Origin of the sequence: Sphingobium chlorophenolicum (assembly GCF_000722875.1) — a bacterium.
In the GTDB taxonomy this organism is placed as follows: Bacteria; Pseudomonadota; Alphaproteobacteria; order Sphingomonadales; family Sphingomonadaceae; genus Sphingobium; species Sphingobium chlorophenolicum.
The window spans coordinates 79,279-105,949 of the sequence record NZ_JFHR01000016.1 but is presented as its reverse complement, the minus strand read 5'-3'; the positions used below and the strand labels follow the sequence as shown (position 1 = coordinate 105,949).

General features: G+C 65.1%; 17 protein-coding genes and 1 tRNA gene. 8 read left to right on the top strand and 10 right to left on the bottom strand.

Annotated features, from left to right (window positions below):
• The first annotated feature begins 70 nt into the window (after positions 1-70).
• The 3 genes from BV95_RS09075 to BV95_RS09065 all read left to right on the top strand — a co-directional run bounded on the left by BV95_RS09075 (position 71) and on the right by BV95_RS09065 (position 3,154).
• Positions 71-1,693, top strand: a complete 1,623-nt coding sequence (locus tag BV95_RS09075) for an NAD(P)/FAD-dependent oxidoreductase (protein WP_037450329.1) — start codon at positions 71-73, stop codon at positions 1,691-1,693.
• A gap of 282 nt (positions 1,694-1,975) precedes the next feature.
• Positions 1,976-2,482: an energy transducer TonB family protein gene (locus tag BV95_RS09070; protein ID WP_037450380.1), complete on the top strand. Its 507-nt coding sequence runs from the start codon at positions 1,976-1,978 to the stop codon at positions 2,480-2,482.
• 297 nt (positions 2,483-2,779) lie between these two features.
• Positions 2,780-3,154 (top strand): thermonuclease family protein, encoded by a 375-nt coding sequence (locus BV95_RS09065; protein ID WP_013849010.1) that lies wholly within the window; start codon positions 2,780-2,782, stop codon positions 3,152-3,154.
• A 57-nt stretch (positions 3,155-3,211) separates the two neighbouring features.
• Here BV95_RS09065 and BV95_RS09060 read toward each other — a convergent pair whose 3' ends face one another.
• A complete protein-coding gene (locus BV95_RS09060; RefSeq protein WP_037450326.1) occupies positions 3,212-3,700 on the bottom strand; it encodes a hypothetical protein in 489 nt (162 codons plus the stop codon).
• Positions 3,701-4,040: 340 nt separating this feature from the next.
• Between BV95_RS09060 and BV95_RS09055 the strand changes: the two genes are divergently transcribed.
• Positions 4,041-4,730: an 8-oxoguanine DNA glycosylase OGG fold protein gene (locus BV95_RS09055; RefSeq protein ID WP_037450323.1), complete on the top strand. Its 690-nt coding sequence runs from the start codon at positions 4,041-4,043 to the stop codon at positions 4,728-4,730.
• 151 nt (positions 4,731-4,881) lie between these two features.
• Here BV95_RS09055 and BV95_RS09050 read toward each other — a convergent pair.
• From BV95_RS09050 to rpoB, 3 genes are all read right to left on the bottom strand, one after another.
• Positions 4,882-4,955: transfer RNA gene (locus BV95_RS09050), tRNA-Gln, on the bottom strand.
• 235 nt (positions 4,956-5,190) lie between these two features.
• Positions 5,191-9,447 (bottom strand): DNA-directed RNA polymerase subunit beta', encoded by a 4,257-nt coding sequence (gene rpoC / locus BV95_RS09045; RefSeq protein WP_037450318.1) that lies wholly within the window; start codon positions 9,445-9,447, stop codon positions 5,191-5,193.
• Positions 9,448-9,609: 162 nt separating this feature from the next.
• A complete protein-coding gene (gene rpoB / locus BV95_RS09040) occupies positions 9,610-13,776 on the bottom strand; it encodes a DNA-directed RNA polymerase subunit beta (RefSeq protein WP_037450315.1) in 4,167 nt (1,388 codons plus the stop codon).
• Positions 13,777-14,193: 417 nt separating this feature from the next.
• Between rpoB and BV95_RS09035 the strand changes: the two genes are divergently transcribed.
• On the top strand, positions 14,194-16,479 hold the full coding sequence (locus BV95_RS09035) for a TonB-dependent receptor (protein ID WP_234703131.1): 2,286 nt from the start codon (positions 14,194-14,196) through the stop codon (positions 16,477-16,479).
• Here the strand turns inward: BV95_RS09035 and BV95_RS09030 are convergent.
• Positions 16,459-17,658 carry an MFS transporter gene (locus BV95_RS09030; protein ID WP_234703130.1) on the bottom strand — a complete coding sequence of 400 codons (1,200 nt, stop codon included), beginning with the start codon at positions 17,656-17,658 and terminating at the stop codon, positions 16,459-16,461. The two genes, BV95_RS09035 and BV95_RS09030, sit on opposite strands and share 21 nt — an antisense overlap.
• A 120-nt stretch (positions 17,659-17,778) precedes the next feature.
• Between BV95_RS09030 and BV95_RS09025 the strand changes: the two genes are divergently transcribed.
• The gene (locus BV95_RS09025; protein ID WP_234703129.1) at positions 17,779-18,867 is read left to right on the top strand and encodes a helix-turn-helix transcriptional regulator; all 1,089 of its coding nucleotides are present in this window, start codon (positions 17,779-17,781) and stop codon (positions 18,865-18,867) included.
• 147 nt (positions 18,868-19,014) lie between these two features.
• On the opposite strand, the gene BV95_RS09020 is transcribed toward BV95_RS09025, so the two are convergent.
• The 5 genes from BV95_RS09020 to hflK form a co-directional block, all read right to left on the bottom strand.
• A complete protein-coding gene (locus BV95_RS09020; protein WP_037450303.1) occupies positions 19,015-19,416 on the bottom strand; it encodes a hypothetical protein in 402 nt (133 codons plus the stop codon).
• 17 nt (positions 19,417-19,433) lie between these two features.
• Positions 19,434-21,059 (bottom strand): helicase HerA-like domain-containing protein, encoded by a 1,626-nt coding sequence (locus tag BV95_RS09015; protein WP_037450300.1) that lies wholly within the window; start codon positions 21,057-21,059, stop codon positions 19,434-19,436.
• A gap of 121 nt (positions 21,060-21,180) precedes the next feature.
• Positions 21,181-22,686, bottom strand: a complete 1,506-nt coding sequence (locus BV95_RS09010) for a Do family serine endopeptidase (RefSeq protein ID WP_037450298.1) — start codon at positions 22,684-22,686, stop codon at positions 21,181-21,183.
• A gap of 110 nt (positions 22,687-22,796) precedes the next feature.
• Positions 22,797-23,642 (bottom strand): protease modulator HflC, encoded by an 846-nt coding sequence (gene hflC, locus BV95_RS09005; protein WP_037450295.1) that lies wholly within the window; start codon positions 23,640-23,642, stop codon positions 22,797-22,799.
• On the bottom strand, positions 23,642-24,751 hold the full coding sequence (gene hflK, locus BV95_RS09000) for an FtsH protease activity modulator HflK (protein ID WP_174544437.1): 1,110 nt from the start codon (positions 24,749-24,751) through the stop codon (positions 23,642-23,644). The genes hflC and hflK overlap by 1 nt, the downstream gene beginning before the upstream one ends.
• 314 nt (positions 24,752-25,065) lie before the next feature.
• Between hflK and BV95_RS08995 the strand changes: the two genes are divergently transcribed.
• Both BV95_RS08995 and BV95_RS08990 read left to right on the top strand, forming a co-directional pair.
• Complete coding sequence (locus tag BV95_RS08995; RefSeq protein WP_234703132.1) at positions 25,066-25,833, top strand: Mrp/NBP35 family ATP-binding protein; 768 nt, start codon at positions 25,066-25,068, stop codon at positions 25,831-25,833.
• A gap of 376 nt (positions 25,834-26,209) precedes the next feature.
• Complete coding sequence (locus tag BV95_RS08990; RefSeq protein ID WP_037450289.1) at positions 26,210-26,644, top strand: CoA-binding protein; 435 nt, start codon at positions 26,210-26,212, stop codon at positions 26,642-26,644.
• Positions 26,645-26,671: the final 27 nt, after the last annotated feature.

Here is a 26,671-nt window from a genome sequence, read left to right as displayed (position 1 = left end):
CCTCCCCATCTCTCGATGGGGAGGATTAAGATGCTGGAGCCGACTCGGCTTTAGGTCTAGGGGCGTCCACATGTTGCGCCTTTCCGGATTGAAGCTGCCCCTCGACCATCCCGCAGAGGCGATGCCCGTCGCCATTTGCGAGCGGCTTGGCCTGGAACCGCAGGAACTGCTCGGCCATGTCGTGGTGCGGCGGGGCAATGATGCGCGGCGGAAAAATGCGATCCAGCTTGTCTACACCGTCGATGTCGATGTGGCGGACGAGGCGGCGGTGCTGGAGCGCTTCGCCAAGGACCATGACGTGCGGCCGCGTCCCGACACCGACTATCGCTTCGTGGCGAAGGCGCCCGCGGGCTGGTCGGGCAAGCGGCCCGTCGTCATCGGAGCGGGGCCGTGCGGGCTGTTCGCGGGCCTGATCCTGGCGCAAATGGGGTTCCGCCCGATCATCCTGGACCGGGGCAAGCTGGTGCGGGAGCGGACCAAGGACACATGGGGGCTGTGGCGCCGGGCCGAGCTGAACCCCGACAGCAATGTCCAGTTCGGCGAGGGCGGGGCGGGGACATTCTCCGACGGCAAGCTCTATTGCCGGGTGAAGGACCCGCGTTTTCTGGGCCGCAAGGTGCTGGAGGAATTCGTCGCGGCGGGCGCGCCGGACGATATCCTGACCGAGGCGCATCCGCATATCGGCACCTTCCGCCTCGTTTCCATGGTGGAGGCGATGCGGCGGCAGATCGAGGGGCTGGGCGGCGAATATCGCTGGCAGCACCGGGTCGACGATCTGGAACTGGAGCGGCAGGGCGACGGCACGCAAAAGCTGCGCGGGGTGCATCTGGCCGATGGCGGCTTTATCGAGACGGATCATGTCGTGCTGGCGGTGGGGCATAGCGCCCGGCCGACCTTCGAAATGTTGCATCGGCGCGGCGTGCATATCGAGGCGAAGCCCTTTTCCATCGGCGTGCGGATCGAGCATCCGCAAAGCTGGATCGACCGGGCGCGCTACGGCAATTGCGCCGGGCATCCGGTGCTGGGCGCGGCGGCGTACAGCCTGGTCCATCATTGCGCCAATGGGCGCACCGTTTACAGTTTCTGCATGTGTCCCGGCGGGCGGGTGGTGGCCGCGACTTCGGAGGAAGGGCGCGTCGTCACCAACGGCATGAGCCAATATTCGCGGGCCGAATTCAACGCCAATTCGGGGCTGGTGGTCGGCATCGATCCGGAGCGCGACTATCCCGGCGGGCCGCTGGCGGGGATAGAATTGCAGCGCCATTGGGAAAGCATGGCCTTCGTCGCGGGGGGCGAAACCTATCACGCGCCGGGGCAGCGGGTCGGGGATTTCCTGGCCGGGCGGGCTTCGACGGCGCTGGGGGAGGTCGTGCCGTCCTACAAGCCGGGCGTCACCATGACCGACCTGTCGCTATGCCTGCCCGAATTCGTGCTGGAGGCTTTTCATGAGGCGATCCCGGTCTTCGGGCGGCAGATCGCCAATTACGATCATCCCGACGCGGTGATGACGGGGGTGGAGACGCGCACATCATCCCCTATCCGGATCACGCGGAGGAAGGATTTGCAGAGCCTGAACGTCGCGGGCCTTTATCCGGCCGGGGAAGGGGCGGGCTATGCCGGTGGCATTCTCTCGGCGGCGATCGACGGGATCAAGGTGGCCGAGGCGGTGGGGATGAGCATCGCGGCGGAGTGACTTTCATGGCTGGCGGACGAGTCGCTGGCCCCTTCGTCCATCAAAACCGCTTGGGTGAAACGGGTTGGGCGGCGCTGCTGCGACAGGGTGGCAGCAATGTGCCATATCGGGACAATGGGATAATTCTTGGAATTTTCCATATGTCGATGAGATCGCTATTTTATATTCATTACTCAAGCGGCGGCTTTTGTAATATATAGCTTCGCGCCGCTTTTCGGCCGGTCAACTACCGCCGCAGCCGCATTTTCCATGATATCGACGATCCTGGCAGAGGAGGCCCTCATGCATGCCAAGCCCTTGATTTTGGCGCTTTGCTCATCCTTGCTGCTTTCGACAGGGGTGGGCGCCAGACAGGCGAACGATCAACTGACCGTGGTCGCGTCGCCGGAAAAGGAAATCACCTATAAGAAATGGTCGGCCCGGGCGGAGAACCGGTTGACCAACAGCGTGCGCCGCAATGCCGGCTTCATGGACGATCAGCGTTCGGTCGGCTTTGCCCGCGTGCTGTTCCGCCTGGACGGCGACGGGCGGCCGCAGGCGGTCGCGCTGGCCCAGCCATCCCAATCCCGCACGGTCGACCGCATTTCGCTGCGCGCGGTCAGGACCATGGGCAGCCTGACGCCGTTGCCGCAGGGAATCCCCGCCAATTCCAAGTTCGAGGCGTGGATCATCGTCGCCAATGACATGTGGCAGCGGGACGAGATGATGAACCAGTTGCGCGCCGGGCACCGGGCGCGGACGCTGGCTCAGGCGGATGGGGAGCGGTCCGTCCTGATTGCGTCGCGCTGACCGCCGCCTCTCCCCCCTTGGCGGCGTGCTGCGACGCGGAGTCTGGAAGGGCGCTGGACAAGTCCATCGCCCTGCGCCCTTCCGGCTTCCGTCCGAAGCATATTGATTTATCTTCGAAATTGAAGATTAAGATAGGATCGTCCGAATTGACGGATGATTGTTGCTTTGTTGATGCTTTTTATGACCGGATTTATCAAAAGATATTTCTTTGGTTATAGATGCGGCGACGGAAGGGGAATTGAAGGACGGCATGGTTCCTGTCGATGAAACCGTTTTCGCGGCGGCGGTGCGCGTGGAATGATCGCGGCCCTGTTCCTCGCCTCGGCCGTGGCGGTTGTCGATGGCGGCACGTTGCGCGTCAATGGCGAGCATATCCGCCTGCTCGGCATAGAGGCGCCCGATATTGCCGCGCGATGCCGCAAGGGCGGCAATTGCCCACCCGCCGATCCGCGCCGGAGCAAGGACAGCCTGAAACATTCGCTGCGCGATCCGATCACCATCATCCCCGTGGCCCGCGATGCGGCCGGGCGGACGGTGGCGATCATCTACGCCGGGGGCCTGAACGTGTCGTGCGAGCAATTGCGCAAGGGCATGGCGGTCTACAGGCCGCGCTGGGACAGCGACCGCCGGCTGGCCAGGGAATGCCGCTTCGCCCGCGCTGGCGGCGGATAGGCGGCTGGCGGGCAATTTCCGACATTGCGATTGTAGCCCATGGCTTTGTCGCGACCTTTATCGAGGGGGTCGGCAGGGCTTCCCCTCATATTGGTGGCGATTAAGCACGTAAGCCTTGCCGTTCCAACGTTCGACCGGAAAGCAAAAGCCGGGACCGCCGATCTCGATGTCCGGCCACCCGTTCGCGCCTTTCGTGGTGAGGAAGTTGGGAATCCCCTGGCTGGCCGTGATCAGTTTCCAGGTGGCATCGGCTTGCTTGCTCACGATCGTGTAGCCTGTTCCCGTCATGCCGAAACAGTAGGTGCCTCCTTCCGTGATGACCGCTTCGGGTCGGCCATCGCCGTTCAGATCGCGGATCGTCTCCATATTGCCGGGGCTATAGCTTGGCGTGCCCGGATCGCCGCAGGCGCGCCATTGCTTGCCGACAAGCTTGAAACCGCCCGCCCGGAAGGCGGCGGCACGGTCGGCGGGAGAGAGATTGGATTGGGCATTGGCGGGTTCCGCAAGCAAGGCGACTGTCGCTGCAAGGGCAATATATCGATACATGGCGCTCTCCCTCCCATAAGCAGGTGCCCGTCATATCACGCCTCGACATGGGAAAGCAGCACCCTCATTCGGATGAGTCTATAAGCAAATCAACCGATCAATTCTGTTGTAACCTTGCCGCCCGGAGAGGACGATCTAGTGCGGCGGAGCCGGATCGCCGCGCATTGACTCTAGACCGGGGTCGCAAAGAGAGTTGGGGATTGGATGGTTTTTCCAAGCCTTGCGTTGCATCTGGTTGTAACTAGGGGGCAAGCCCGCAGAATCTGAAAACGCAGCGCCGATTGAGAAAGGATTCACGCCTCACCGGCTACCGACAACTGGCAATCATGGAAGGTCGCTCATGCAACTGAATCAACAGCATCTTGCGGCATTGCAGATGGCGGCTTTTCAACCCAATGGGCGAGGGGGCATGATGCCCATTTCCTGGGCGGATGTCGCTTTGGATCAATGGGATGGATTTGATCCTCCTCTGCCCCGACAGCGCTTCGACCGGCATGAATTGCGAGCCTTCTGCCGGGATAAGGAAACGCCTGTGTTTCATGCCTTCGTTGCGATCATGGCATGGGGCCGTCAGTCGGCCCGTACCGGCGAATTTCGCAAGTCGGTCGAGGAAAAGCGCGGGCAGATCGAGCAGGCGCTGAATGGCCTTCGTGCAGGGCAAGGGCGCGTTGAAGCCTATAATGCGTGGTCGGGACTGGTGAAGGGTCTGGGCCCCTCATTCTTTACCAAGGTGATTGCCTTCATGTCGCCGTCAGATGATGTCGCGATCATGGACCAATGGGCGGTCAAGGCGCTTCATCTCCTTTATGGGAAGGAGATCGTTCACCTTACCCCGCCTTCGGGCGATCAGAAGCGCTGCTCGCCATCTGGGAAGAATGATGGAACCCGGTATTCCGCCTACTGCGCCCATCTTGAGCATCTTGGGTCTGCGCTTGGCTTGAAGGGCGCCTCTGCGGTGGAGGAGCGCATATTTTGCCGCCCGGATGGGCCGTGGAGAGAATATGTCGACCGAAATTGGCAGCCAATGTAACGGTTGAGACAGATTCCCTGGAGACCCGATACGAGCGACAATGACGCATCCATTCGCGCTTGTTCGGGCGGTTCTGTAGGAAAGATTGTGGGCATGGCGAAGCTCCACGCGGCCAATTCGCCAAGATAATCAGTATTTCATTGGGAAATTTTGGATGCCCGACAAGGATTCGAACCTTGATTGACGGAGTCAGAGTCCGCTCTCTTACCATTAGAGGATCGGGCATCAGGGTGGGCCAAAAGCTCACCGGAGAGGCGCAAATAGGCGGCGATTTCGGATTGGTCAAGAGGGTTTGCGACAGCTATCCCGGACATTTTCATGGCCCGGCCAGCGCCGCCCCAAAAGAAAAACCCGCCGGACAGGCTGTCGCTTCCGGCGGGCTCTTCCATGGCTCGATGAGCCATGATGGCTGGGAAGCCGCTTCCTGAGATAGGAAGCGGCTTCCCTTGTTTCAAAGGGCTTATTCCATGTCCTCGGTGGTGAAATGCTCACCCTGGACGGCGGCCAGCGGATCGTCGCCAATGGCGGCTTCCGGACCCTGGCGCAGTTCGGCGGCATGCTCTTCGGCAGCCGTCTTGGGCGCGATCAGGTCGACCTGGCTGGAGGCGCGCAGCGCGGCCCGCATCGCCGCGTCACGCGACGAGGCGGCAACGCGCATGCGGTTCATGCCCGCGCCGGTGCCCGCCGGGATCAGGCGGCCGACGATGACGTTTTCCTTGAGGCCGACCAGCGTGTCCTTCTTGCCCTGGACCGCCGCTTCCGTGAGGACGCGGGTGGTTTCCTGGAAGGACGCCGCCGAGATGAACGAACGCGTCTGCAGCGAAGCCTTGGTGATGCCGAGCAGCACCGGCTTGCCCTCCGCAGGCTGGAAGCCCGGCTGGAGCTTGGCGTTGATCTCCTCCATCTCCTCGCGGTCGACCTGTTCGCCCACCAGCAGGGTGGTGTCGCCGGACACGGTGATCTCGACCTTTTGCAGCATCTGACGAACGATCGTCTCGATATGCTTGTCGTTGATCTTCACGCCCTGCAAGCGATAGACTTCCTGGATTTCGGCGACCAGATATTCCGCCAGCGGCTCGATGCCGAGCACTTCGAGAATATCGTGCGGGTCGGGCGAACCACCGATCAGGTTGTCGCCGCGCTTCACATAGTCGCCTTCCTGAACGTCGATCACCTTGCTCTTGGGGATCAGATATTCGACCGGCTCGCCGCCATCCTCCGGATTGATGGCGATCTTGCGCTTCGCCTTGTAATCCTTGAGGAACTGGACGCGGCCCGACACCTTGGCAATGATCGCATTGTCCTTGGGCTTGCGGGCTTCGAACAGTTCGGCGACGCGCGGCAGACCGCCGGTGATGTCGCGGGTCTTGGCCGCTTCGCGGGAGACACGCGCCAGCACGTCACCGGCCTGAACCTGCGCGCCGTCGTCCACCGACAGGGTCGCGCCGACCGCCAGCATGTAGCGGGCAGCCTCGCCCGACTGGTCGTCGAGCAGGGTCAGGCGCGGACGAAGGTCTTCCTTGGTCCGGGCGGCGCCGCGATGTTCGGTCACGACGCGCTGGGCGATGCCGGTCGCTTCGTCGGTCTGTTCGGCCAGCGTCTTGCCGTCGATCAGATCCTGATACTTCACGATGCCCGGCTTTTCGGTGATCACCGGCATGGTGAAGGGATCCCACTCGGCGAAGCGGTCGCCCTTCTTCACGGCATCGCCATCCGCGAACAGGATGGTGGCGCCGTAGGGCAGGCGGTGCGTTTCGCGTTCGCGGCCTTCGGAGTCGATGATCGCGATCTCGCCATTGCGGGCGAGCGACAGGCGGCGGCCATTCTTGTCGGTGATGGTCGGCATGTCGCGCAGTTCGACCGTGCCGTCCGACAGGGCTTCCAGGTTCGACGTTTCGTTGAAGTTCGCCGCGCCGCCGATGTGGAAGGTACGCATGGTAAGCTGCGTGCCCGGCTCGCCGATGGACTGCGCCGCGATGACGCCGACCGCTTCGCCGATATTTACCGGCGTGCCGCGGGCGAGGTCGCGGCCGTAGCATTTGCCGCACACGCCCATCTTGCTTTCGCAGATCAGCGGGCTGCGGATCTTCACGGCCTGCGTGCCGATCGCCTCGATCTGCGCCACCAGCGCTTCGTCCAGCAGCGTGCCGATGGGCACGATGACCGAGCCGTCCTTGCTGTCGACGATGTCCTGCGCCGTGGTGCGGCCCAGGATGCGCTCGCCCAGCGAGGCGATGACCGAACCGCCCTGGACGATGGCCTTCATCTCCAGCGCCTTTTCGGTGCCGCAATCTTCCTCGACGACCGTGCAGTCCTGCGACACGTCGACCAGACGGCGGGTCAGGTAACCCGAATTCGCCGTCTTGAGCGCGGTGTCGGCCAGACCCTTGCGAGCGCCGTGGGTGGAGTTGAAATATTCAAGGACGGTCAGGCCTTCCTTGAAGTTCGAGATGATCGGCGTTTCGATGATTTCGCCGCTCGGCTTGGCCATCAGGCCGCGCATGCCGGCGAGCTGCTTCATCTGGGCCTGCGAACCGCGGGCGCCGGAGTGGGCCATCATGTAGATCGAGTTGATCTGCGCCATGCGGCCGGTCTGCGGATCCTTGGGCTGGGCGCGGATTTCGTCCATCATGGCGTTCGCGACCTGGTCGCCGCAACGGCTCCAGGCGTCGATCACCTTGTTGTACTTTTCCTGCTGGGTGATCAGGCCGTCCTGATATTGCTGCTCATAATCGGCCACCAGCGCCTTGGTTTCGTCGACCATCGCGGTCTTCGAATCCGGGATCACCATGTCGTCCTTGCCGAACGAAATGCCCGCCTGGAACGCGTGACGGAAGCCCAGCGCCATGATGGCGTCGGCGAACAGCACCGTGTCCTTCTGGCCGGTGTGACGATAGACCTGATCGATGACGTCGCCGATTTCCTTCTTGGTCAGAAGGCGGTTGACGACGTCGAAGGGCACCTTGTGGCTCTTGGGCAGGCATTCGCCCAGCAGCATGCGGCCCGGCGTCGTTTCGAAACGCTTCATATACTGGTTGCCGGCTTCGTCGGTCTGCGGCACGCGGCTGACGATCTTCGAGTGCAGGGTGACGGCCTTGGCATAGAGGGCCTGGTGGACCTCCTGCATGTCGGCCAGCAGCATGCCTTCGCCCGGCTCGCCTTCGCGCTCCATCGACAGATAATAGATGCCCAGAACCATGTCCTGCGACGGAACGATGATCGGCTTGCCGTTGGCGGGGCTGAGGATGTTGTTGGTCGACATCATCAGCACGCGGGCTTCAAGCTGCGCTTCCAGCGACAGCGGCACGTGGACCGCCATCTGGTCGCCGTCGAAGTCGGCGTTGAAGGCCGAGCAGACCAGCGGGTGAAGCTGGATCGCCTTGCCCTCGATCAGCACGGGTTCGAATGCCTGGATGCCGAGGCGGTGGAGCGTCGGCGCGCGGTTCAGCATCACCGGATGCTCGCGGATCACCTCGTCCAGGATATCCCAGACTTCCTTGCGCTCCTTTTCGACCCACTTCTTCGCCTGCTTCAGGGTCATCGAAAGACCCTTGGCGTCGAGGCGGGCGTAGATGAAGGGCTTGAACAGTTCGAGCGCCATCTTCTTGGGCAGGCCGCACTGGTGCAGCTTCAATTCCGGACCGGTCACGATGACCGAACGGCCCGAATAGTCGACGCGCTTGCCGAGCAGGTTCTGGCGGAAGCGGCCCTGCTTGCCCTTGAGCATGTCGGACAGCGACTTCAACGGACGCTTGTTCGCGCCGGTGATGACGCGGCCGCGACGGCCATTGTCGAACAGGGCGTCGACCGCTTCCTGCAACATGCGCTTTTCGTTGCGGACGATGATGTCCGGGGCGCGCAGTTCCATCAGCCGCTTCAAACGGTTGTTGCGGTTGATGACGCGGCGATACAGGTCGTTGAGGTCCGACGTCGCGAAGCGGCCGCCGTCCAGCGGGACCAGCGGGCGCAGTTCCGGCGGAATGACCGGCACGACGTCCAGGATCATCCATTCGGGGCGGTTGCCCGATTCCAGGAAGCTTTCAACCACCTTCAGGCGCTTGATGATCTTCTTGGGTTTCAGTTCCGACTTGGTGACGGCCAGTTCGTCCAGCAGCGCCTGCTTCTCGCCCTCAAGGTCGAGATCCATCAGCATCTGCTTGACCGCTTCCGCGCCGATCCCGGCGGAGAAGGCGTCCTCGCCATATTCGTCCTGCGCGTCGAGCAGTTCGTCCTCGGTCAGAAGCTGGAACTTTTCGAGCGGGGTCAGGCCCGGCTCGGTGACGATGTAGGATTCGAAATAGAGCACGCGCTCAAGCTGCTTCAACTGCATGTCGAGCAGCAGGCCGATGCGGCTGGGCAGCGACTTCAGGAACCAGATGTGCGCGACCGGCGCGGCCAGTTCGATATGGCCCATCCGCTCGCGGCGGACCTTCGAGACGGTAACCTCGACACCGCACTTTTCGCAGACGATGCCCTTATACTTCATGCGCTTATACTTGCCGCACAGGCATTCGTAATCCTTGATCGGACCGAAGATGCGGGCGCAGAACAGGCCGTCACGCTCAGGCTTGAACGTGCGGTAGTTGATGGTTTCCGGCTTCTTGATCTCGCCGAAGGACCAGGACCGGATGCGTTCCGGAGAGGCGAGGCCGATCTGGATCTGGTCGAAGGTTTCCGGCTTCTGGATCGGATTGGCGAAATTGGTCAGTTCGTTCATTTTTTAGCTCCTAAGCCAAAGGCTTCAGGTTCAAATTCCGGTCCGTTCGTCCTGAGTAGGGGCTGAGCTTGTCGAAGTCCCGTATCGAAGGGGTTCTTCGATACGCCATTTCGACTTCGCTCAATGGCTACTCAGGACGAACGGCAAATGGCATAGGCCGGTTTACTCGGCCGCCTGCGCGAAGCCGTCGCCGTCTTCCTCGACCTCGTCCATCGCGGCGAGTTCGACGTTGAGGCCCAGCGAGCGCATTTCCTTGACCAGCACGTTGAAGCTTTCGGGAATGCCTGCCTCGAACGTGTCGTCGCCCTTGACGATCGCCTCGTACACCTTGGTGCGGCCGATAACGTCGTCCGATTTCACCGTCAGCATTTCCTGCAGCGTGTAGGCGGCGCCATAGGCCTGGAGCGCCCACACCTCCATTTCACCGAAGCGCTGACCACCGAACTGCGCCTTACCGCCCAGCGGCTGCTGGGTGACGAGCGAGTAGGGGCCGATGGAACGGGCGTGGATCTTGTCGTCGACCAAGTGGTGCAGTTTCAGCATGTAGATGATGCCGACAGTCACCTTGCGGTCGAACCGGTCGCCCGTGCGGCCGTCGAACAGGTCCGACTGACCCGACGAGTGCAGCCCCGCCAGTTCCAGCATCGCCGACACGTCGGCTTCGCGGGCGCCGTCGAACACCGGGGTCGCCATCGGCACGCCGCGCTGGAGATGCTCCGCCAGGTCGACGATCTGCTCGGCCGTGCGGCCCTCGATCTGGTCGGCATATTGCGGGCCGTAGGTTTCCAGGAGGCGGGTCTTGACCGCATCCGGCATCTCGCCGCCCTGCGCGTTCGGATTGGCTTCGCGCCAATCCTCCAGCGCATGCTTGAGCTGCTGGCCGAGGCCGCGCGCGGCCCAGCCCAGATGCGTTTCGAAGATCTGCCCCACGTTCATGCGCGACGGCACGCCCAGCGGATTGAGCACGATGTCGACATGGGTGCCGTCCTCCAGGAACGGCATGTCCTCGATGGGCAGGATGCGCGAGATCACGCCCTTGTTGCCGTGACGGCCCGCCATCTTGTCGCCCGGTTGCAGCTTGCGCTTCACCGCGACGAAGACCTTGACCATCTTGAGCACGCCCGGCGGCAGTTCGTCGCCGCGCTGCAGCTTGTCGACGCGGTCCTCGAACTTCTCGACGATCAGCTTCACCGCTTCGTCATACTGCGCCTTGACGGCTTCGATGCCGGCCTGACGGGCGTCGTCCGCGACCGCGAACTTCCACCATTCATGACGCTCGACCTCGGCCAACAGCGCCTCGTCGATCTCCACGCCCTTCTTGATGCCCTTGGGAGCGGCGGCTGCGACCTGGCCGAGCAGCATTTCCTGGAGGCGGTTGAAGGTGGCGCGGTTCAGGATGGCGCGTTCGTCCTCGCGGTCCTTGGCCAGGCGGTCGATTTCCTCCCGCTCGATCGCCATGGCGCGCTCGTCCTTGTCGATGCCGTGGCGGTTGAAGACGCGCACTTCGACGACCGTACCGGCAACGCCCGGCGGCAGGCGCAGGGACGTGTCGCGCACGTCGCTCGCCTTTTCGCCGAAGATGGCGCGGAGCAGCTTTTCTTCCGGGGTCATCGGCGATTCACCCTTGGGGGTGATCTTGCCGACCAGGATATCGCCCGGCTCCACTTCGGCGCCGATATAGACGATGCCCGCCTCGTCGAGGTTGCGCAGAGCTTCCTCGCCCACGTTCGGGATGTCGCGGGTGATGTCTTCCGGCCCCAGCTTGGTGTCGCGGGCCATGACCTCGAACTCCTCGATATGGATCGAGGTGAAGACGTCGTCCTTCACGATCCGCTCGGAGATCAGGATGGAGTCTTCATAGTTGTAGCCGTTCCAGGGCATGAACGCGACCAGCGTGTTGCGGCCCAGCGCCAGTTCGCCGAACTCGGTCGAAGGACCGTCGGCGATGACGTCGCCCGCCTCGATCAGGTCGCCCACCTTCACCAGCGGACGCTGGTTGATGCAGGTGTCCTGGTTCGAACGCTGGAACTTCTGCAGCGTGTAGATGTCCACGCCCGACTGGCCGGGTTCGATGTCGCCGGTGGCGCGGATCACGATGCGGGTCGCGTCGACCTGATCGATGATGCCAGCGCGGCGGGCGGCAATCGCAGCGCCGGAATCGCGGGCGACCGTGCCTTCCATGCCGGTGCCGACGAACGGCGCCTCGGCCCGGACGAGCGGAACCGCCTGACGCTGCATGTTCGATCCCATGAGCGCACGGTTGGCGTCGTCATTCTCCAGGAAGGGAATGAGCGAGGCCGCGACCGAAACGAGCTGCTTCGGGCTGACGTCCATCAGGGTGATGTGATCCTTGGGCGCCATCAGGAATTCGCCTGCCTCGCGTGCCGAGATCAGGTCTTCGGCCAGCGTGCCGTCGGCGTTCAGTTCCGCGTTCGCCTGCGCGATGGTGTGCTTGGCCTCTTCCATCGCCGACAGATAGACGACCTCATTGGTCACCTTGCCGTCGATCACCTTGCGGTAGGGCGTTTCGATGAAGCCATATTTGTTGACGCGGCTGAACGTGGCCAGCGAGTTGATCAGACCGATGTTCGGGCCTTCAGGCGTTTCGATCGGGCAGATGCGGCCATAGTGGGTCGGGTGAACGTCGCGGACTTCGAAGCCTGCGCGCTCGCGGGTCAGGCCGCCCGGCCCAAGCGCCGACACGCGGCGCTTGTGGGTAACTTCCGACAGCGGGTTGGTCTGGTCCATGAACTGCGAAAGCTGCGAGGAACCGAAGAATTCACGCACGGCGGCCACGGCGGGCTTCGCGTTGATGAGGTCGTTCGGCATCACGGTCGACACGTCGACGCTCGACATGCGCTCCTTGACGGCGCGCTCCATGCGGAGAAGGCCGACGCGATACTGGTTTTCCAGCAATTCGCCGACCGAACGGACGCGGCGGTTGCCGAGATTGTCGATATCGTCAATCTCGCCCTTGCCGTCCTTCAGGTTCACCAGTTCCTTGACGACCGCGAGGATATCCTCGGTGCGGAGCGTCGTGACGGTGTCCTCTGCATCCAGGTCGAGACGCATGTTGAGCTTCACGCGGCCCACGGCCGACAGGTCATAGCGCTCCGGATCGAAGAACAGGCCGCCGAACAGCGCTTCGGCGGTTTCCTTCGTCGGCGGTTCGCCGGGGCGCATCACGCGATAAATGTCGGCCAGCGCCTGATCGCGTTCCTCAGCCTTGTCGGCCTTCAGCGTATTGCGAATCCAGGGACCGGTGGTGACATGGTCGATGTCCAGCAGTTCCAGGCGGTCGATGCCCGCCTTGTCCAGCTTTTCGAGATTCTCAGGCGACACTTCGTCGCCCGCCTCGATATAGATTTCGCCGGTGCTCTCGTTGATGAGGTCATAGGCGCTGTAGCGGCCATAGACTTCCTCGGTCGGGATCAGCAGGGTTTCAAGCCCGTCCTTCTCCGCCTTGTTGGCGGCGCGCGGCGAAATCTTGTGACCGGCGGCGAACACGACTTCGCCCGACTTGGCGTCGACGATGTCGAAGGCCGGCTTCTGGCCGCGCCACGCTTCGGTGACATAGGGAATCTGCCAGCCGCCTTCGCCGCGGACGAACGTCACCTTGTTGTAGAAATAGCCGAGCATGTCCTCCGGCGTCAGGCCCAGCGCATAGAGCAGGGCGGTGACGGGAAGCTTGCGCTTGCGGTCGATGCGGACGTTGACGATGTCCTTCGCGTCGAATTCGAAGTCGAGCCACGAACCGCGATAGGGAATGACGCGGGCGGCGAACAGATATTTGCCCGACGAGTGGGTCTTGCCACGGTCATGGTCGAACAGCACGCCCGGCGAACGGTGCATCTGCGACACGATGACGCGCTCTGTCCCGTTGACGATGAAGGTGCCGTTGCCGGTCATGAGCGGCATGTCGCCCATGTAGACGTCCTGCTCCTTGATATCGAGCACGGAGCGGGTCTCGGTGTCCTGGTCCACTTCGAACACGATCAGGCGCAGCGTGACGCGCATCGGCGCGGCGTAGGTGATGCCGCGCTGACGGCATTCCTCGACGTCGTACTTCGGCTCTTCCAGCTCATAATGGACAAAGTCCATTTCCGCCGTGCCCGCGAAATCGCGGATCGGGAAGACCGAGCGCAGGGTCTTTTCCAGGCCGGAAACATAGCCGATCTTCGGGTCGGACCGCAGGAACTGTTCATAGCTCTCCCGCTGGACCTCGATCAGGTTCGGCATCTGCACCACTTCGTGGATGTCGCCGAACACCTTCCTGATGCGCTTCTTCGCGCCGGTGTTGCTGATCGTGGGGAGAGCTTTGGTCGCCATTGCGTATCCTGCCTGTAGTTCGTCGAATTTTTTCGCATCGCAGCGAAAATTCAGCCTGACGAGGCGCGCTCAAGGGGTGATTCGCCCCTCTGCCGCCACGCAAAAAAGTGCGGGCCGGGACTGTCCGATCCGCACTGTCAGCATGTCGTAACCCGCCGATTTCGCCCTATTCCGCCGGATTCGCGCGCTAAGCGAAGCCGGACCCCGAGCGATCCGGGGGACGGTTCATGCTAGGCCGGAAGGCGTCGCACGGACCGGATTTGAACGGCCCATATAGGCGCGATGTGGCCCGTTGTGAAGGGGCCAGAATGGGTCAGAGGGTTTGATCCACTTTAGTTGCCCCGCCGGATCGTTGTTGTAGAGAGGTGGGATGATATTGGGGGGCGTTCCATCTCTTCTGTCGATCAAGCGCCCTGCGTGAGGGGGGCGGCGTTCCTCTGCTGCGCGGTGGCGCTGGCCCCGCCTGCCCTGGGTCAGGATGAAGAGGGCCATCAGGGGCAGATGGCGGGGCGGCCCATCGTCATCGTCACCGCCCGCCGCGTGGCGGAGGCGGAGGGCAAGGTGCCGATCAGCATCGCCCGGCTGGACAGCGCCGGACTGGAGCGGCGCGGCGTCGACACGCTGGACGACCTCGCCAGGGTCGTGCCCAATCTGGCCATGCCGATGGTCGGCGGCTTCGGGGCGCGGCAGCCGATCATGCGCGGCGTTTTTTCCCCCATCGGCGCAGCTACGGTGGGCCTCTATGTCGATGACGTGCCGGTGCAGATAAGGTCGCTGGAGGTGGCGGGCAATCCCGACCTGCGCCGGTTCGACCTGGACCGGGTGGAGGTGCTGCGCGGGCCGCAGGGCACGTTGTTCGGCGCGGATTCCATGGGCGGCACGATCCGCCTGCTGACCCGCCAGCCGCGCCTGAACGGCATGGACGGGCAGGCCAGCGGCGAGCTGGCGGCGGTCAAGGGCGGCGGCCTGACGCGGGAGGCGCAGGCGGCGCTCGGCGGCGCGATCCTGCCGGGGCGGATCGGGGCGCGGATCAGCGGCTATTATCGGCGCGATGCCGGGGCGGTCGACCGGATCGATCCGGTTTCCGGGGCGCTGCTGACGAAAAATGCCGATCATGGCGCGGCATGGGGCCTGCGGATGGCGGTCAAGGCGGCGCTGAACGAGCGGCTGGAACTGACGCCCAGCCTCTTCTACCAGCGGACGGAGCGGGCCGACCTGCCCTTTCAGGAAAGCGGCCTTGGCCCTTTCCGCCAGTCCGCCACCCTGCGTCAGCCGGGGCGGGACCGGTTGCTGCTGCCTGCGCTGACGGCGCGGCTGGATCTGGGCGGGGCAACGCTGACCAGCGTCACCGCATGGCTGGACCGGCGGAACCGGCAAGTGGTGGATTATTCCGGCTTCTTCGGGGAGATCGTGCTGGGCGGCGCGGTGCCCGGCATCCGCACGCCGGGCGGCAGTTACAGCCGCACCACCGTCCGCCAGCGCAATTTCACGCAGGAGGTGCGGATCGCCTCCGACACGGGCGGTCCCGTCCGCTGGCTGATCGGCGGCTTTTACGGCCGGTCGCGCATCGTCATGGAGCAGCGGGTGGTGGAGCCGGGCATCGCCGACCTCGCGCAATCGCAGCTTGGCCTGTCGGTGGAGGAGATTTTCGGCCTGCCGCTGCTGCCCGGCGGGCAAAGCTATCACAGCCGCCAGACGATAAGCGAGCGCATGCTGGCCGCCTTCGGTCAGGCGACATGGGCGCTGGCCCCCCGGTGGGAGGTGACGGCGGGGCTGCGCCTGTCGCGCAATCCGCTGACCTTCCGCCTGATGTCGGAGGGGCCGTTCGCGGGCGGCAGCAACAGCGTCGGCCCCCGCCGCCAGCGGGCTACGCCGGTCACGCCCTATGCCAGCCTGTCCTGGCGTCCGGGCGGCGACAGCCTGCTCTATCTGAGCGCTGGCAAGGGCTTTCGCAGCGGCGGCACCAACGGCGCGGTGCCGGTGGGCGGTTGCGCGGCCGATCTGGCGGCATTCGGCCGCAGCGCCGCGCCCGACAGCTACGGCCCGGATTCGCTCTGGAGCTATGAGGCGGGGGTGAAGGCGGGCTTTCCGGGGCGGGGGCTGCATTTCTCGCTGGCTGCCTTCCGCATCGACTGGCGGCGCATCCAGCAGTCGATCACCCTGCCCAATTGCGGCTTTTCCTATGTCGACAATCTGGGCGCGGCGCGCAACCAGGGGGTGGAGCTGGCGGTGCGGGCGGAGCCTTTGCGTCGGCTGGTGCTGGATCTGTCGCTGGGCTTCGTCGATGCGCGGTTCCGGCGGGATGTCGGGGCGGGCGGCATCGTCGCGGCGGGGGACCGGCTGCCCTATGTGCCGCGCTGGTCGGGGACGCTGGCGGCGGAACAGGGCTTTGCGCTGCCGGGACGGATGGACGGCTTCGTGCGGGCGGAATGGCGGCATGCGGGGCCGTATCGCCGCGCGCCTTCGACCCTGTCGGCCGCCTATGACCCCCGCGTCTATGCCGGGGCGGGCAGCGACCTGCTGTTCCTGCGCGCCGGGATTGGGCGGGACGGGTGGCGATTGTCCGCCTTTGCCGACAATCTGCTGGACAGCCGGGCCATCCTTTTTCGCAATGCGGAACTGGCGCCGGTCACCGGATCGCCGCTCCGCGAAATGGCGCAGCGGCCGCGCACTATCGGCCTGTCAGCCAGCGTCGGCCTTTGACGGGCGGACCAGCGCGATGACCGGCGCGGCGGCCAGCGCCATCGCCGCATAGACCCATATGGGCAGGCCGTAGCCGCCGCCCGCCGCCCGCATCTGATCGGTCAGCATCGGCGCCATCGCGCCGAGCAGGCCGATAATCGCCGTGTTGATGCCGAGCAGCCGGGGAAAGTCCTCCGCCCCCGCCACATCGGCCAGCAGCATCGATCCCGACTGGCCTGGCAGCGCGCTCGCCGTGCCCCAGAGCAGGACGAACAGCCAGACCCCGGCCATGGCCGTCGCGCCCGCCCACAGCAGCGCCGCCGTCCCCGCCGCCAGCAGCAGCGCGGTGGCGATCAGGCTGCGCCGGGGACCGATGCGGTCGGCCAGCATGCCGCCCATCAGCAGCGCGGGCAGGCCCAGCAGGTTGGCGGCGCTATAGGCCAGCACCGCGCCGGATCGCGACAGGCCCTGCGCCATCAGGCTGTCCACCGCCGCGAACAGCACGCCGTTGATCGCCAGTTGCAACAGCGTCGACGCCAGCAGGATGCGGAGGAAATCGGGGCTGATCGCGGCGGTTTCGTTCCCCTGCCGTTCGCCGTCGATCCGCCCGCCGGGGACCAGCAGCAACAGCGGCGGGCAGCCCAGCGCCATGACCGCCGCGCAGAGCAGCATGGCCCCGCGCCACGACCAGAGGGCGATGGCGGCTCCGACAAGGGGCGGCACCAGCGCCCCCGCGACGACCGCCGCGCCCAGGAATATCGCCAGCGCCAGTCCGCGCCGCGCCGCATGATGCCGGGTGATGACGGCGATGCCGGGCACGATGGTCGATGTGCCGACGCCCATCCCCGCCAGCGCCAGCCCGGCGGTCAGCGCGAACATGTCGTGCGCGACGGCCGCAACGGCGTATCCTGCGGCGCAGAGCGCGATGCCCGCCAGCAGCACCGGCCGCGCCCCGATCCGCCCCAGCGCCCAGCCCACCGCCAAGCTGGCCAGGCTCATCGCCAGCAGGAATGCGGTGGCCGCGCCGCCCGCCCGCCCCCCGAAATCCGGCGCCAGATCGGGCAGGAACACGCCCAGCGACATCAGCGTGCAGCCCTGGATCGACAGCGTCATCGCGGACAGGGCGGCGACCGTCAGCCACGGGTTTCGGACCGTCTGCACGGCGGAAAGCGGGGCAAGAGGGGAGGGGGCGCGGGGCACGCCAGCAGCAATATCGTTTTTTACTGCAATTTAAACAGGCTAATGTCCGATTCGTGCAATGCGGTAGAGGCAAGCTGCGTATATTCCCCGCGGCGGGAATGTGGGGAGTTGGGACTGGCTGTGATCCGGACGGAGGAAATCTACGACGCGGCGATCGACGATGCGGCGTTCGATCGGTTGGCCTCCACGCTGGCGGAAGCGGTGGGGGCGCGGTCGGGCGTCCTCCATTGGGGGCGCGCTCCGCATCATGTCGCGGAAATTTCCTATTCCGGCTATTTCTCCGAAGCGCAGATGGCCGCTTATGATCGGGATTTTCAGGACGACGATATTTGGGGCGCGGCGCTGAACCGGATAGAGGCGGCCAATCGCGTCTGGAATATCGAAGCTCTGGTGCCCAGCCAGGCCTATGAAGGCAGCCGGATCTACAATGAGTGGATCAGGGGCATGGGGGACGACACCTATCGCTGCCTGGGCGGGGTGATCCGGCAGGACGGGACGACCGGCAATATCGGCCTGCATCGCGGCCGCGGGCAAAGGCCGTTCAGTGAGCGGGAGGTGCGGGCGATCCAGGACAGCATCGGCCATATCGGCCGCATGTTCGGCATTCGGGGAAAGTTGGACCGGGCCAATCATTATGGCCGGTCGCTGCATGCGACGCTCGACATGGTGGGGCATGCCGTCTTCACGCTGCGGCCCGACGGGGGGCTGATCGACTGCAACCGTCCGGCGGACGCGCTGTTGCGCCGGGCCGACGCGCTGACCCTGCGCCAGCGGCAGTTGAAGGCCCGCGATCCCCGCGACGACGAGGCTCTGCAATCCGCGCTGCGGGCGGCGGCGGCGCGGCAGGGCGGACAGGCGAGCGCGATCTTCGTCCATCGCGAACAGGGCCTGCCCTATATGCTGTCCATCGCGTCGGTGCGGGTGGGCATGGAGCGGCAGATCGTCGCCATCGCCACCGACCCGGCGGACCGGGATCTCAGCATCGCCAGCCGCATCCGCGCCCTTTACGGCCTGACCAGGGCGGAGGCGGAAGTGGCCGAGGCGCTGTGCGCCGGGCGCGGGCTGGAGGAATTGTCGCAGGAACGCGGCGTGGCGCTCAACACGGTGCGCACGCAGATCAAGAATATCTATGCGAAGATGGATTGCAGCCGCCAGTCCGAACTGGTCGCCCGCATCGGCGCCCTGCCGCGCTTGAGCGGGGAAACATAACACCAAATCCTCCCTACGCGCAGCGTGGGGAGGGGGACCGCGCGAAGCGTGGTGGAGGGGAAATTCGAAGGTCATGCCCCATTCCCCTCCACCATGCTTCGCATGGTCCCCCTCCCCATCTCTCGATGGGGAGGAATAGGAGAATCCTCACTCCGCCGCGTGCAGCATGATCCCGCTGACCGCCCCATTGCGGACCGAGCAGACGAAGGGCACGGCCCCCCGGTCGCCGGAGACTTCGCCTTCCACTTCCCAACCGGTGGACATGGTGCTGGCGGCGATGCGGCCCACTATCTTTGCGCCCGGCCCGGCCTCTTCCCGCGCCTTCGCGGCGCAGGCGTTGCGCGCTGCCGCGGCGGTGCGGATCGTGCCGTAGCCGGGGGAGACATAGGGCTGGCGCTTCGCGTCGCGTTCGGCCTGCCGGTCGCGGGCGATGTCGCTGGCGATGGCGGCGTCCACGGCGCGGTGCAGGTCGCGATGGTCCTGCGCATGGACGGGGAGCGCCAGGCCCCCCGACGCCAGAGCCAGGATGCAGATGATCGTCTTTCGCATGGCGTTTCTCCCCCCGCTTATTTGAACAGGCTGCCCAATATGCCGCGCACCAGTTGGCCCGCGATTCCGCCCGACCTGCGGCTGGACCCGCCGAACACGGCGCGGCCCAGTTCGTTTGCGACCTGACGCCCGACCGACGATGCGGCGGATCGGGTGGCGGACTGGATCGCTTTGTCGAAACCGGATGGCCGGGCCGCCTCGCGCGCGGCGGCGGCATCCTGCCGGGCCTGTTCCTTCAATTGGGCCTCGCGCTGCTTCGCCTCCACCTTGGCCTGGGCGGCGGCGGCCTTGTCGGCTTCGGCCTGCGCCTTGGATGCCTGGGCAGCGGCGGCGGCGGCCTGACCCCGCGCCGCCAATATCTCCTCGGCGGACTCGCGGTCGACGGTCGTGTCATATTTGCCCGCGCAGGGGGATATGGACTGGATGATCGCCCGTTCCTTCGCGTCGAGCGGGCCAAGCCGCGAGCGGGGCGGCGCGATCAGCGTCCGCTGCACGATGCCGGGCGAGCCATCCTCCTGCAACAGCGACACCAAAGCCTCACCCACCTTCAGTTCGGTGATCGCGGTTTCGACGTTCAGGTCGGGGTTGATGCGGAATGTTTCCGCCGCCGCCTTGATCGCCTTCTGGTCGCGGGGGGTGAAGGCGCGCAGCGCGTGCTGGACCCGGTTGCCAAGCTGTCCCGCCACATCCTCCGGAATGTCGATGGGGTTTTGCGTCACGAAATAGACGCCCACGCCCTTGGATCGGATCAGGCGCACCACCTGCTCGATCTTGTCGGTCAGCGCCTTGGGCGCGTCGTCGAACAGCAAGTGAGCCTCGTCGAAGAAGAAGACGAGCACCGGCTTGTCCGGATCGCCCACTTCGGGCAGCGTCTCGAACAATTCGCTCAGCAGCCAGAGCAGGAAGGTGGCGTAGAGCTTTGGGCTCTGCATCAGCTTGTCGGCGGCCAGCACGTTGATATAGCCGCGCCCCTTCTCATCCACCTGCAACATGTCATGGATGTCGAGCGCGGGTTCACCGAAGAAATGGTCGCCGCCTTGGCTTTCCAACTGGAGCAATTGCCGCTGGATCGCGCCGACGCTGGCCTTGGTCACATTGCCATATTGGGCGGACAGGCTGTCGGCATTTTCCGCGCAATAGGCCAGCATCGCCTGCAGATCGCCGAGGTCCAGCAGCAGCAGGCCCTGCTCATCGGCATATTTGAAGGCGATGGAGAGCACCCCCTCCTGCGTTTCATTGAGGCCCATCAGGCGGGACAGCAGCAGCGGCCCCATTTCGCTGACGGTGGTGCGGACGGGATGGCCCTGCTGCCCGTACAAGTCCCAGAAGATGGCGGGATTGTCGGCATAGCTGTAATTTTCGATGCCGATTTCCTGGGCGCGGGCGACCAGCTTGTCGGCATTTTTCGCGGTGGGGGAACCGGCCATGGAAATGCCCGCCAGATCGCCCTTCACATCCGCGAGGAAGACGGGAACGCCGAGTGCGGAGAAGCTTTCGGCTATGCCCTGCAGCGTCACCGTCTTGCCGGTGCCGGTCGCGCCCGCGATCAGGCCGTGGCGGTTGGCCCTGCGCAGGTTCAGCGTCTGGGGAATGCCGCCATCCTTGTCCGGCGCGCCAAGGCCGATGAAAATGCCGTCGCTCATCTGCGTCATGCTCCCTAAAACGGCACGGGCCGCGCCCGCCGGAGTCTGTCATCCTCTTTGTAAAGGGGAGACAGGGTATCCGGCAAGCGCGGCCCGTAACGATCCGCTGATTTTCAGCCGCTTATTTGTCGCGCAACCTCACGGGCAGGAACACCGCGGGCTGGCCCCGGCGCAGCACCTGAAGCAGGATCGCGCTGCGCCCTTGCGAGGACACCGCCTTCACCTGCGCGTCCAGTTCCGCCTGGCTGGCGACCGGACGGTTGTTGGCGGTGATGATAACGTCGCCCCGGCGCAGACCCTTCGCGCCCGCGTCGGTCGAACCGTCGACGGCGGTGATGACGATGCCCCGCGTGTCGGCGGAAATGCCAAGCTGCCGGATGATGGTCGGCGTCAGCGGGATGGCCGAAATGCCGAGCGACTGCTGCGCCGCCTGCCCGCCGGACTGGCCGTCCTGCTGCTGGTTGAAATCATCGTCCTGCTGCTGGGCGAAGGCGTTCAGTTCGTCCTCCGACGGGCGTTCGCCCACCACGGCGGTCACGGTCTGGCGCTGGCCGTTGCGCAGCAGCACGATGGGCACGCGGCCGCCGATCGGCTGGTTGGCGACGATGGATGACAGATTCTGGTCCGGCGTCACTTCCTGCCCGGCCACGCTGACGATCACGTCGCCCGCCTTGATCCCGGCCTTGTCCGCGCCCTTGCCCGGCTCCACGCCCTGCACGAATTCGCCGCGATTCTTGGCCAGGCCAAGGGAGTCGGCCAGATCCTCGCCCAACGGGCTGATCTGGATGCCCAGATAGCCGCGCTTGACCGCCTGACCCGTGCGCAGCGTGTTCACGATGGGCGCGGCCTGTTCGGACGGAATGGCGAAGCCGATGCCGACATTGCCGCCCGACGGCGACAGGATCTGGCTGTTGATGCCGATCACATTGCCGCGCATGTCGAACATCGGGCCGCCGGAGTTGCCCTGGTTGATCGACGCGTCGGTCTGGATGAACTTGTCATAGGTGCCGCCGGTGCCGCGATGCACGGCGGAAATGATGCCCGCCGTCACCGTGCCCGACAGGGCGAAGGGGTTGCCGATGGCGATCACCCAGTCGCCCACCCGCGCCTTGGTGCTGTCGCCGAACTTGACGAAGGGCAGCGCCTTTTTCGGCTCGATCTTCAGCACGGCGATGTCGGTCGCGGGATCGCGGCCGATCAGCCGGGCCGGATATTCCTCGCTGTTGGTCAGGGTGACGGTGATGGAATCGACGCTGGCCCCTTCGGCTCCGGCGGACACCACATGGTTGTTGGTGACGATATAGCCGTCGGCCGAGATGATGAAGCCCGAACCCAGCGACTGCGCCTGACGGGTCTGGGGCTTGCCGCCCTGCTGGCCGAACAGGTCGCCGAAGGGCGTGCCCGCGAAGGGATTCTGCACCTGCACCCGCTGCTTGGTGGAGATGTTGACGACGGCCGGTTGCAGCTTTTCGACCATGTCGGCCAGGCTGGCGGGCGCGCCGGCGGGGGCTGCGGCCTGCATCCCCTCATTCTGCGCGACCTGCGCGCCGACGTTGGAACTGGTCGTGACGGCGATGGCCGTGCCGCCGAGCAGCAGGGCGCCGGTAATGGCATAAGCGTAACGCACTCGTGACGGTCCTCTCATGAACTTGGCGAAGGAAAGGCGGGACTCTGCGATGAGCGGGATGCGCCGCGCTCCCTTAACCCTCATTGAATGACACTCGTTCCGTAATGAAATCAGCGCCCCTGAAACTGTTTCAGGAAATCATTGTCGCGGGACAGGACCATGCTGGTCGAACCCTGCTTGTCCGGCGCGAAAGTATAGCGATAGGCCTGCATGGCGCGATAGAAATCGTAGAATTGCGCGTCCTTGCCGAAACTGTCCGAATAGATGCGGGCGGCGTTGGCGTCCGCCTCTGCGCGGATGATCTGCGCCTGCTTGGCCCCTTGCGCGCGGATGGTGAGCGCCTCCTGCTCACGCGCGGTGCGCATGCGGGTGAAGGCGCTTTCCAGCGGCGCGCCGTCGGGCAGGTCGGCGCGCTTGATCCGCACGTCGACGATCTGCGCGCCATATTGGCGGGCGACGCGGTTCAGGCCCGCCTCGATATTGTCCATCACCTGCCCGCGTTCGGGGCTGAGCAAAGCCGCGAACGGCCGCTTGCCCAGTTCGTTGCGCAGCGCGGAGCCGAGGATCGGCCGCAGCGCGTCGGACACGCGTTCCTCGCTGCCCGCCGCGATATACATGCGCAGCGGATCGACGATGCGATACCGGGCGAAGGCGTCGACCTGCAAGCGCAACTGGTCGGTGGACAGCACCTGCTGCCGCTCCATCTCCACCGACAGCACGCGCTTGTCGATCCACACCACCTGATCGATGAACGGCCAGCGCAGGATGACGCCCGCGCCGGTCTTGCCGAAATCCTCGTTCGGGCGGTATCGGTTGATGATCTTCTTGGGATCGCCGAAGCGCACGATCACGCCCTGCTTGGTTTCGGGCACGATGGCGATGGTGCTGCCAAGCAGCAGCAGCGCGGCGATGGCGATCAGCGCGATGGCGACGGGATGACGGGACAGTCCCTGCATCACTGGCCCTCCCCGGCGTTCTGGGCCGTGCTGGCCTGCGCCCGGCGTTTGAGTTCGGGCAGCGGCAGGAACGGCGTCACATTGCCGCTTTCGACGATGGTCTTGTCGACGTTCGACAGGACGCCCTCCATGGTTTCATAATACATGCGGCGGCGGGTCACGTCGGGCGCGAGCTTATATTGCTCGTACACCTTGTCGAAAGCCGCCGCCTCGCCCTGCGCCTTGGCCGTCACCTGCTGCGCGGCGGCGCGGGCTTCGTTCAGATAGGTCTGGGCGGTCTGCTGCGCGGCGGACACGGCCTTGAACGCGTCGTTGACGGCGGTCGGCGGATCGGCCTGCTTGATCGCGACGCCCTGCACCCGGATGCCCGAACGATAGCCGTCCAATATTTCCTGCATCCGCTGCTCGACCTGCTGCTCGATCTCGGTCCGGCCCGCGCCCAGCGCATCCTCCAGGCTGACGCTGGCGACGACGGAGCGCATCGCGCTTTCGGCGACTTCGCGCACGGAGGAGTCAGGGTCGGACAATTGGAACAGATAGAGTTCCGGACTGCGGATGTTCCAGCGCACCGAATAGGCCAGATCGATGATGTTCTGGTCGCCGGTCAGCACCAGATTCTCACTCTCCGCGCGGGTCGATCCGATGTCGATGGTGCGGATTTCCTCCACGTCGACGGTCGTCACATTTTCCAGCGGCGCGGGCAGGGTCAGGCTGATGCCCGGCGAGAGTGTGCGGCTATATTTGCCCAGCAGCGTGACGACGCCGCGTTCCTGCGGGCCGACGCGGTGGAAACAGGTGAGGACCAGCCACAGCACCACCAATATGCCGACGGCGGCGGGCCACAACGCCTTGCCCGAAGGACGGGGCGGAAGGTTGCCGAAGCCGCCTCCGCCGCCCTGGCCGAAGCTTTCCTTGCCGCGGCGCAGCAGTTCCTCGATCGCGGAGGGGCCCTTGGCGCCGGGGCGGCCGGGTTGCGTCCAGGGATTGCGCGGTCCGCCATCCCCCTTGCCCTGGCCGTCATTGCCGTCCGGCCCATCGCTCTTGCCGCCCCACGGACCCTGGGCCATGGCGCTCGCAATGCCCGGCATCCACCCGAAAAATCTCTTCATCCCCTCTCTATAGGAAGGCTTTCCGGCGAAAAACAGTGGTCTTCGTCAGGATTATTGTTTCGAATGATGTCGTCGCCCGTTTCGTTCCGGGGCAATCGGCACTACATGGCGCTTCCATGACCGATCTCGACGATTTCGCCGCCCGCCTGAAAACGCTGACCGACGGCCGCGCCAGCGCGCCGCGCATCAAGGACGGGGTGATGACGCTGGCGCTGGATGTGGCGGGCCTGTCGCCGGAACAGCGCGAGGCGGTGGCCGCCGCGATCCGCGAGGGCGCGCTGACCGTGCCGGGCGTCGACGACGTGCGCATCGCCATGACGGCGGAGCGCAGGCCCTTGAGGATCATCGCCGTCGCTTCGGGCAAGGGCGGGGTGGGCAAATCGACCCTGTCGGCCAATCTGGCGGTGGCCCTGCAACGGCTGGGGATGAAGGTCGGGCTGGTCGACGCCGACATCTACGGCCCCTCGCAGGCCCGGCTGATGGGCAGCGAGGACCGGAAGCCGCAGGCGAAGGACAAGCAGTTGATCCCGGTGCAGAGCCCGCTCGGCATTCCGATGCTGTCGATGGGCCATCTGGTCGAGCCGGGCAAGGCGCTGGCCTGGCGCGGGCCGATGGCGGGCAATGCGCTGGGGCAGTTGATCGACGCCGACTGGGGCGATGCGGAGGTGCTGATCGTCGACATGCCGCCGGGCACGGGCGACGTGCAATTGTCGATGGTGCAGAAGCATAAGCCTGTCGGCGCGGTGATCGTATCGACGCCGCAGGATCTGGCGCTGATCGACGCCACCCGCGCCGTCAGCCTGTTCGAACAGACGCAGGTGCCGATGATCGGGCTGGTGGAGAATATGGCGGGCTATGCCTGCCCCCATTGCGGCGAGATGTCCGACCCCTTCGGCCAGGGCGGCGCGGAGGCTGCGGCAGGCGAAATGGGCATGCCCTTCCTGGGCCGCATCCCGCTGGCCATCGACATCCGCAGGCGGTCCGACGCGGGCGATCCCCCGGCGGCGGGCGACGACGCGCATGGCGCACCCTTCCGCGCCATCGCGGAGAAGGTGGCCGCGTGGTTGCGGGGCGGGCGCTGACATCCCTTCTTCCGTCATCCCGGCGAAGGCTGGGATCTCGTGAGGCTACGCCGTGCCCTATCGCCTGAGATCCCAGCCTTCGCCGGGATGACGGGGTGGGGCCTTCCATGCGATTGCGGAGAAGGCGGCGGCAAGGTTGCGGGAACAGCAGGACAGTCCATCCCCCCTCGTCATGCTGAACTTGTTTCAGCATCCATTTCTCCCCAGGCGACCAAGGCTCCTGGAGGCACGATGGATGCTGAAACAAGTTCAGCATGACGGAGAGGGGGGCGTGGGGTCCAGCCACGCCTGCACGCTACCCCGCCGTCATTTCGATGGAACGCCTTGCGCCCCTCCTGCGTCCTTCCCATGTCTCCGGAATAGGAAGGACCATCCCATGCCGCTTGCCGCCGACCAGGATATCGCCGATCTACTGAACGAAACCCGCACCATCGCGCTGATCGGCATTTCCGACCGGCCCGACCGGCCCAGCTATGGCGTGATGAAAACCCTTCAGGACCATGGCTATCGCGTCCTGCCGGTCAATCCGCAGATCGCGGGCGAGCATGTCCATGGCGAATTTGTCTGGGCCAGCCTGTCCGACATCGGCGTGCCCATCGACATGGTCGATATCTTCCGCCGCAGCGAGGCGGCGGGCGAAGCGGTGGACGACGCCATAGCGGCGGGCGCGAAGGCGGTCTGGATGCAGTTGGCCGTCGTCAACGAAGCCGCCGCCGCCCGCGCCGAAGCGGCTGGCCTCAAGGTCGTAATGGACCGCTGCCCCGCTATCGAGATACGCCGCCTCCAACTCGCGCCGGTCGCCTCTCAATAGGGCTTTCCACAGCTTCCATGCCTCTTT

Bases quoted from the DNA above. Each gene is read 5' to 3' on its own strand.
- BV95_RS09075 (WP_037450329.1), top strand. From the start codon at position 71: ATGTTGCGCCTTTCCGGATTGAAGCTGCCCCTCGACCATCCCGCAGAG.
- BV95_RS09070 (WP_037450380.1), top strand. From the start codon at position 1,976: ATGCATGCCAAGCCCTTGATTTTGGCGCTTTGCTCATCCTTGCTGCTT.
- BV95_RS09065 (WP_013849010.1), top strand. From the start codon at position 2,780: ATGATCGCGGCCCTGTTCCTCGCCTCGGCCGTGGCGGTTGTCGATGGC.
- BV95_RS09060 (WP_037450326.1), bottom strand. From the start codon at position 3,700: ATGTATCGATATATTGCCCTTGCAGCGACAGTCGCCTTGCTTGCGGAA.
- BV95_RS09055 (WP_037450323.1), top strand. From the start codon at position 4,041: ATGCAACTGAATCAACAGCATCTTGCGGCATTGCAGATGGCGGCTTTT.
- rpoC (WP_037450318.1), bottom strand. From the start codon at position 9,447: ATGAACGAACTGACCAATTTCGCCAATCCGATCCAGAAGCCGGAAACC.
- rpoB (WP_037450315.1), bottom strand. From the start codon at position 13,776: ATGGCGACCAAAGCTCTCCCCACGATCAGCAACACCGGCGCGAAGAAG.
- BV95_RS09020 (WP_037450303.1), bottom strand. From the start codon at position 19,416: ATGCGAAAGACGATCATCTGCATCCTGGCTCTGGCGTCGGGGGGCCTG.
- BV95_RS09015 (WP_037450300.1), bottom strand. From the start codon at position 21,059: ATGAGCGACGGCATTTTCATCGGCCTTGGCGCGCCGGACAAGGATGGC.
- hflC (WP_037450295.1), bottom strand. From the start codon at position 23,642: ATGCAGGGACTGTCCCGTCATCCCGTCGCCATCGCGCTGATCGCCATC.
- hflK (WP_174544437.1), bottom strand. From the start codon at position 24,751: ATGAAGAGATTTTTCGGGTGGATGCCGGGCATTGCGAGCGCCATGGCC.
- BV95_RS08995 (WP_234703132.1), top strand. From the start codon at position 25,066: ATGACGGCGGAGCGCAGGCCCTTGAGGATCATCGCCGTCGCTTCGGGC.
- BV95_RS08990 (WP_037450289.1), top strand. From the start codon at position 26,210: ATGCCGCTTGCCGCCGACCAGGATATCGCCGATCTACTGAACGAAACC.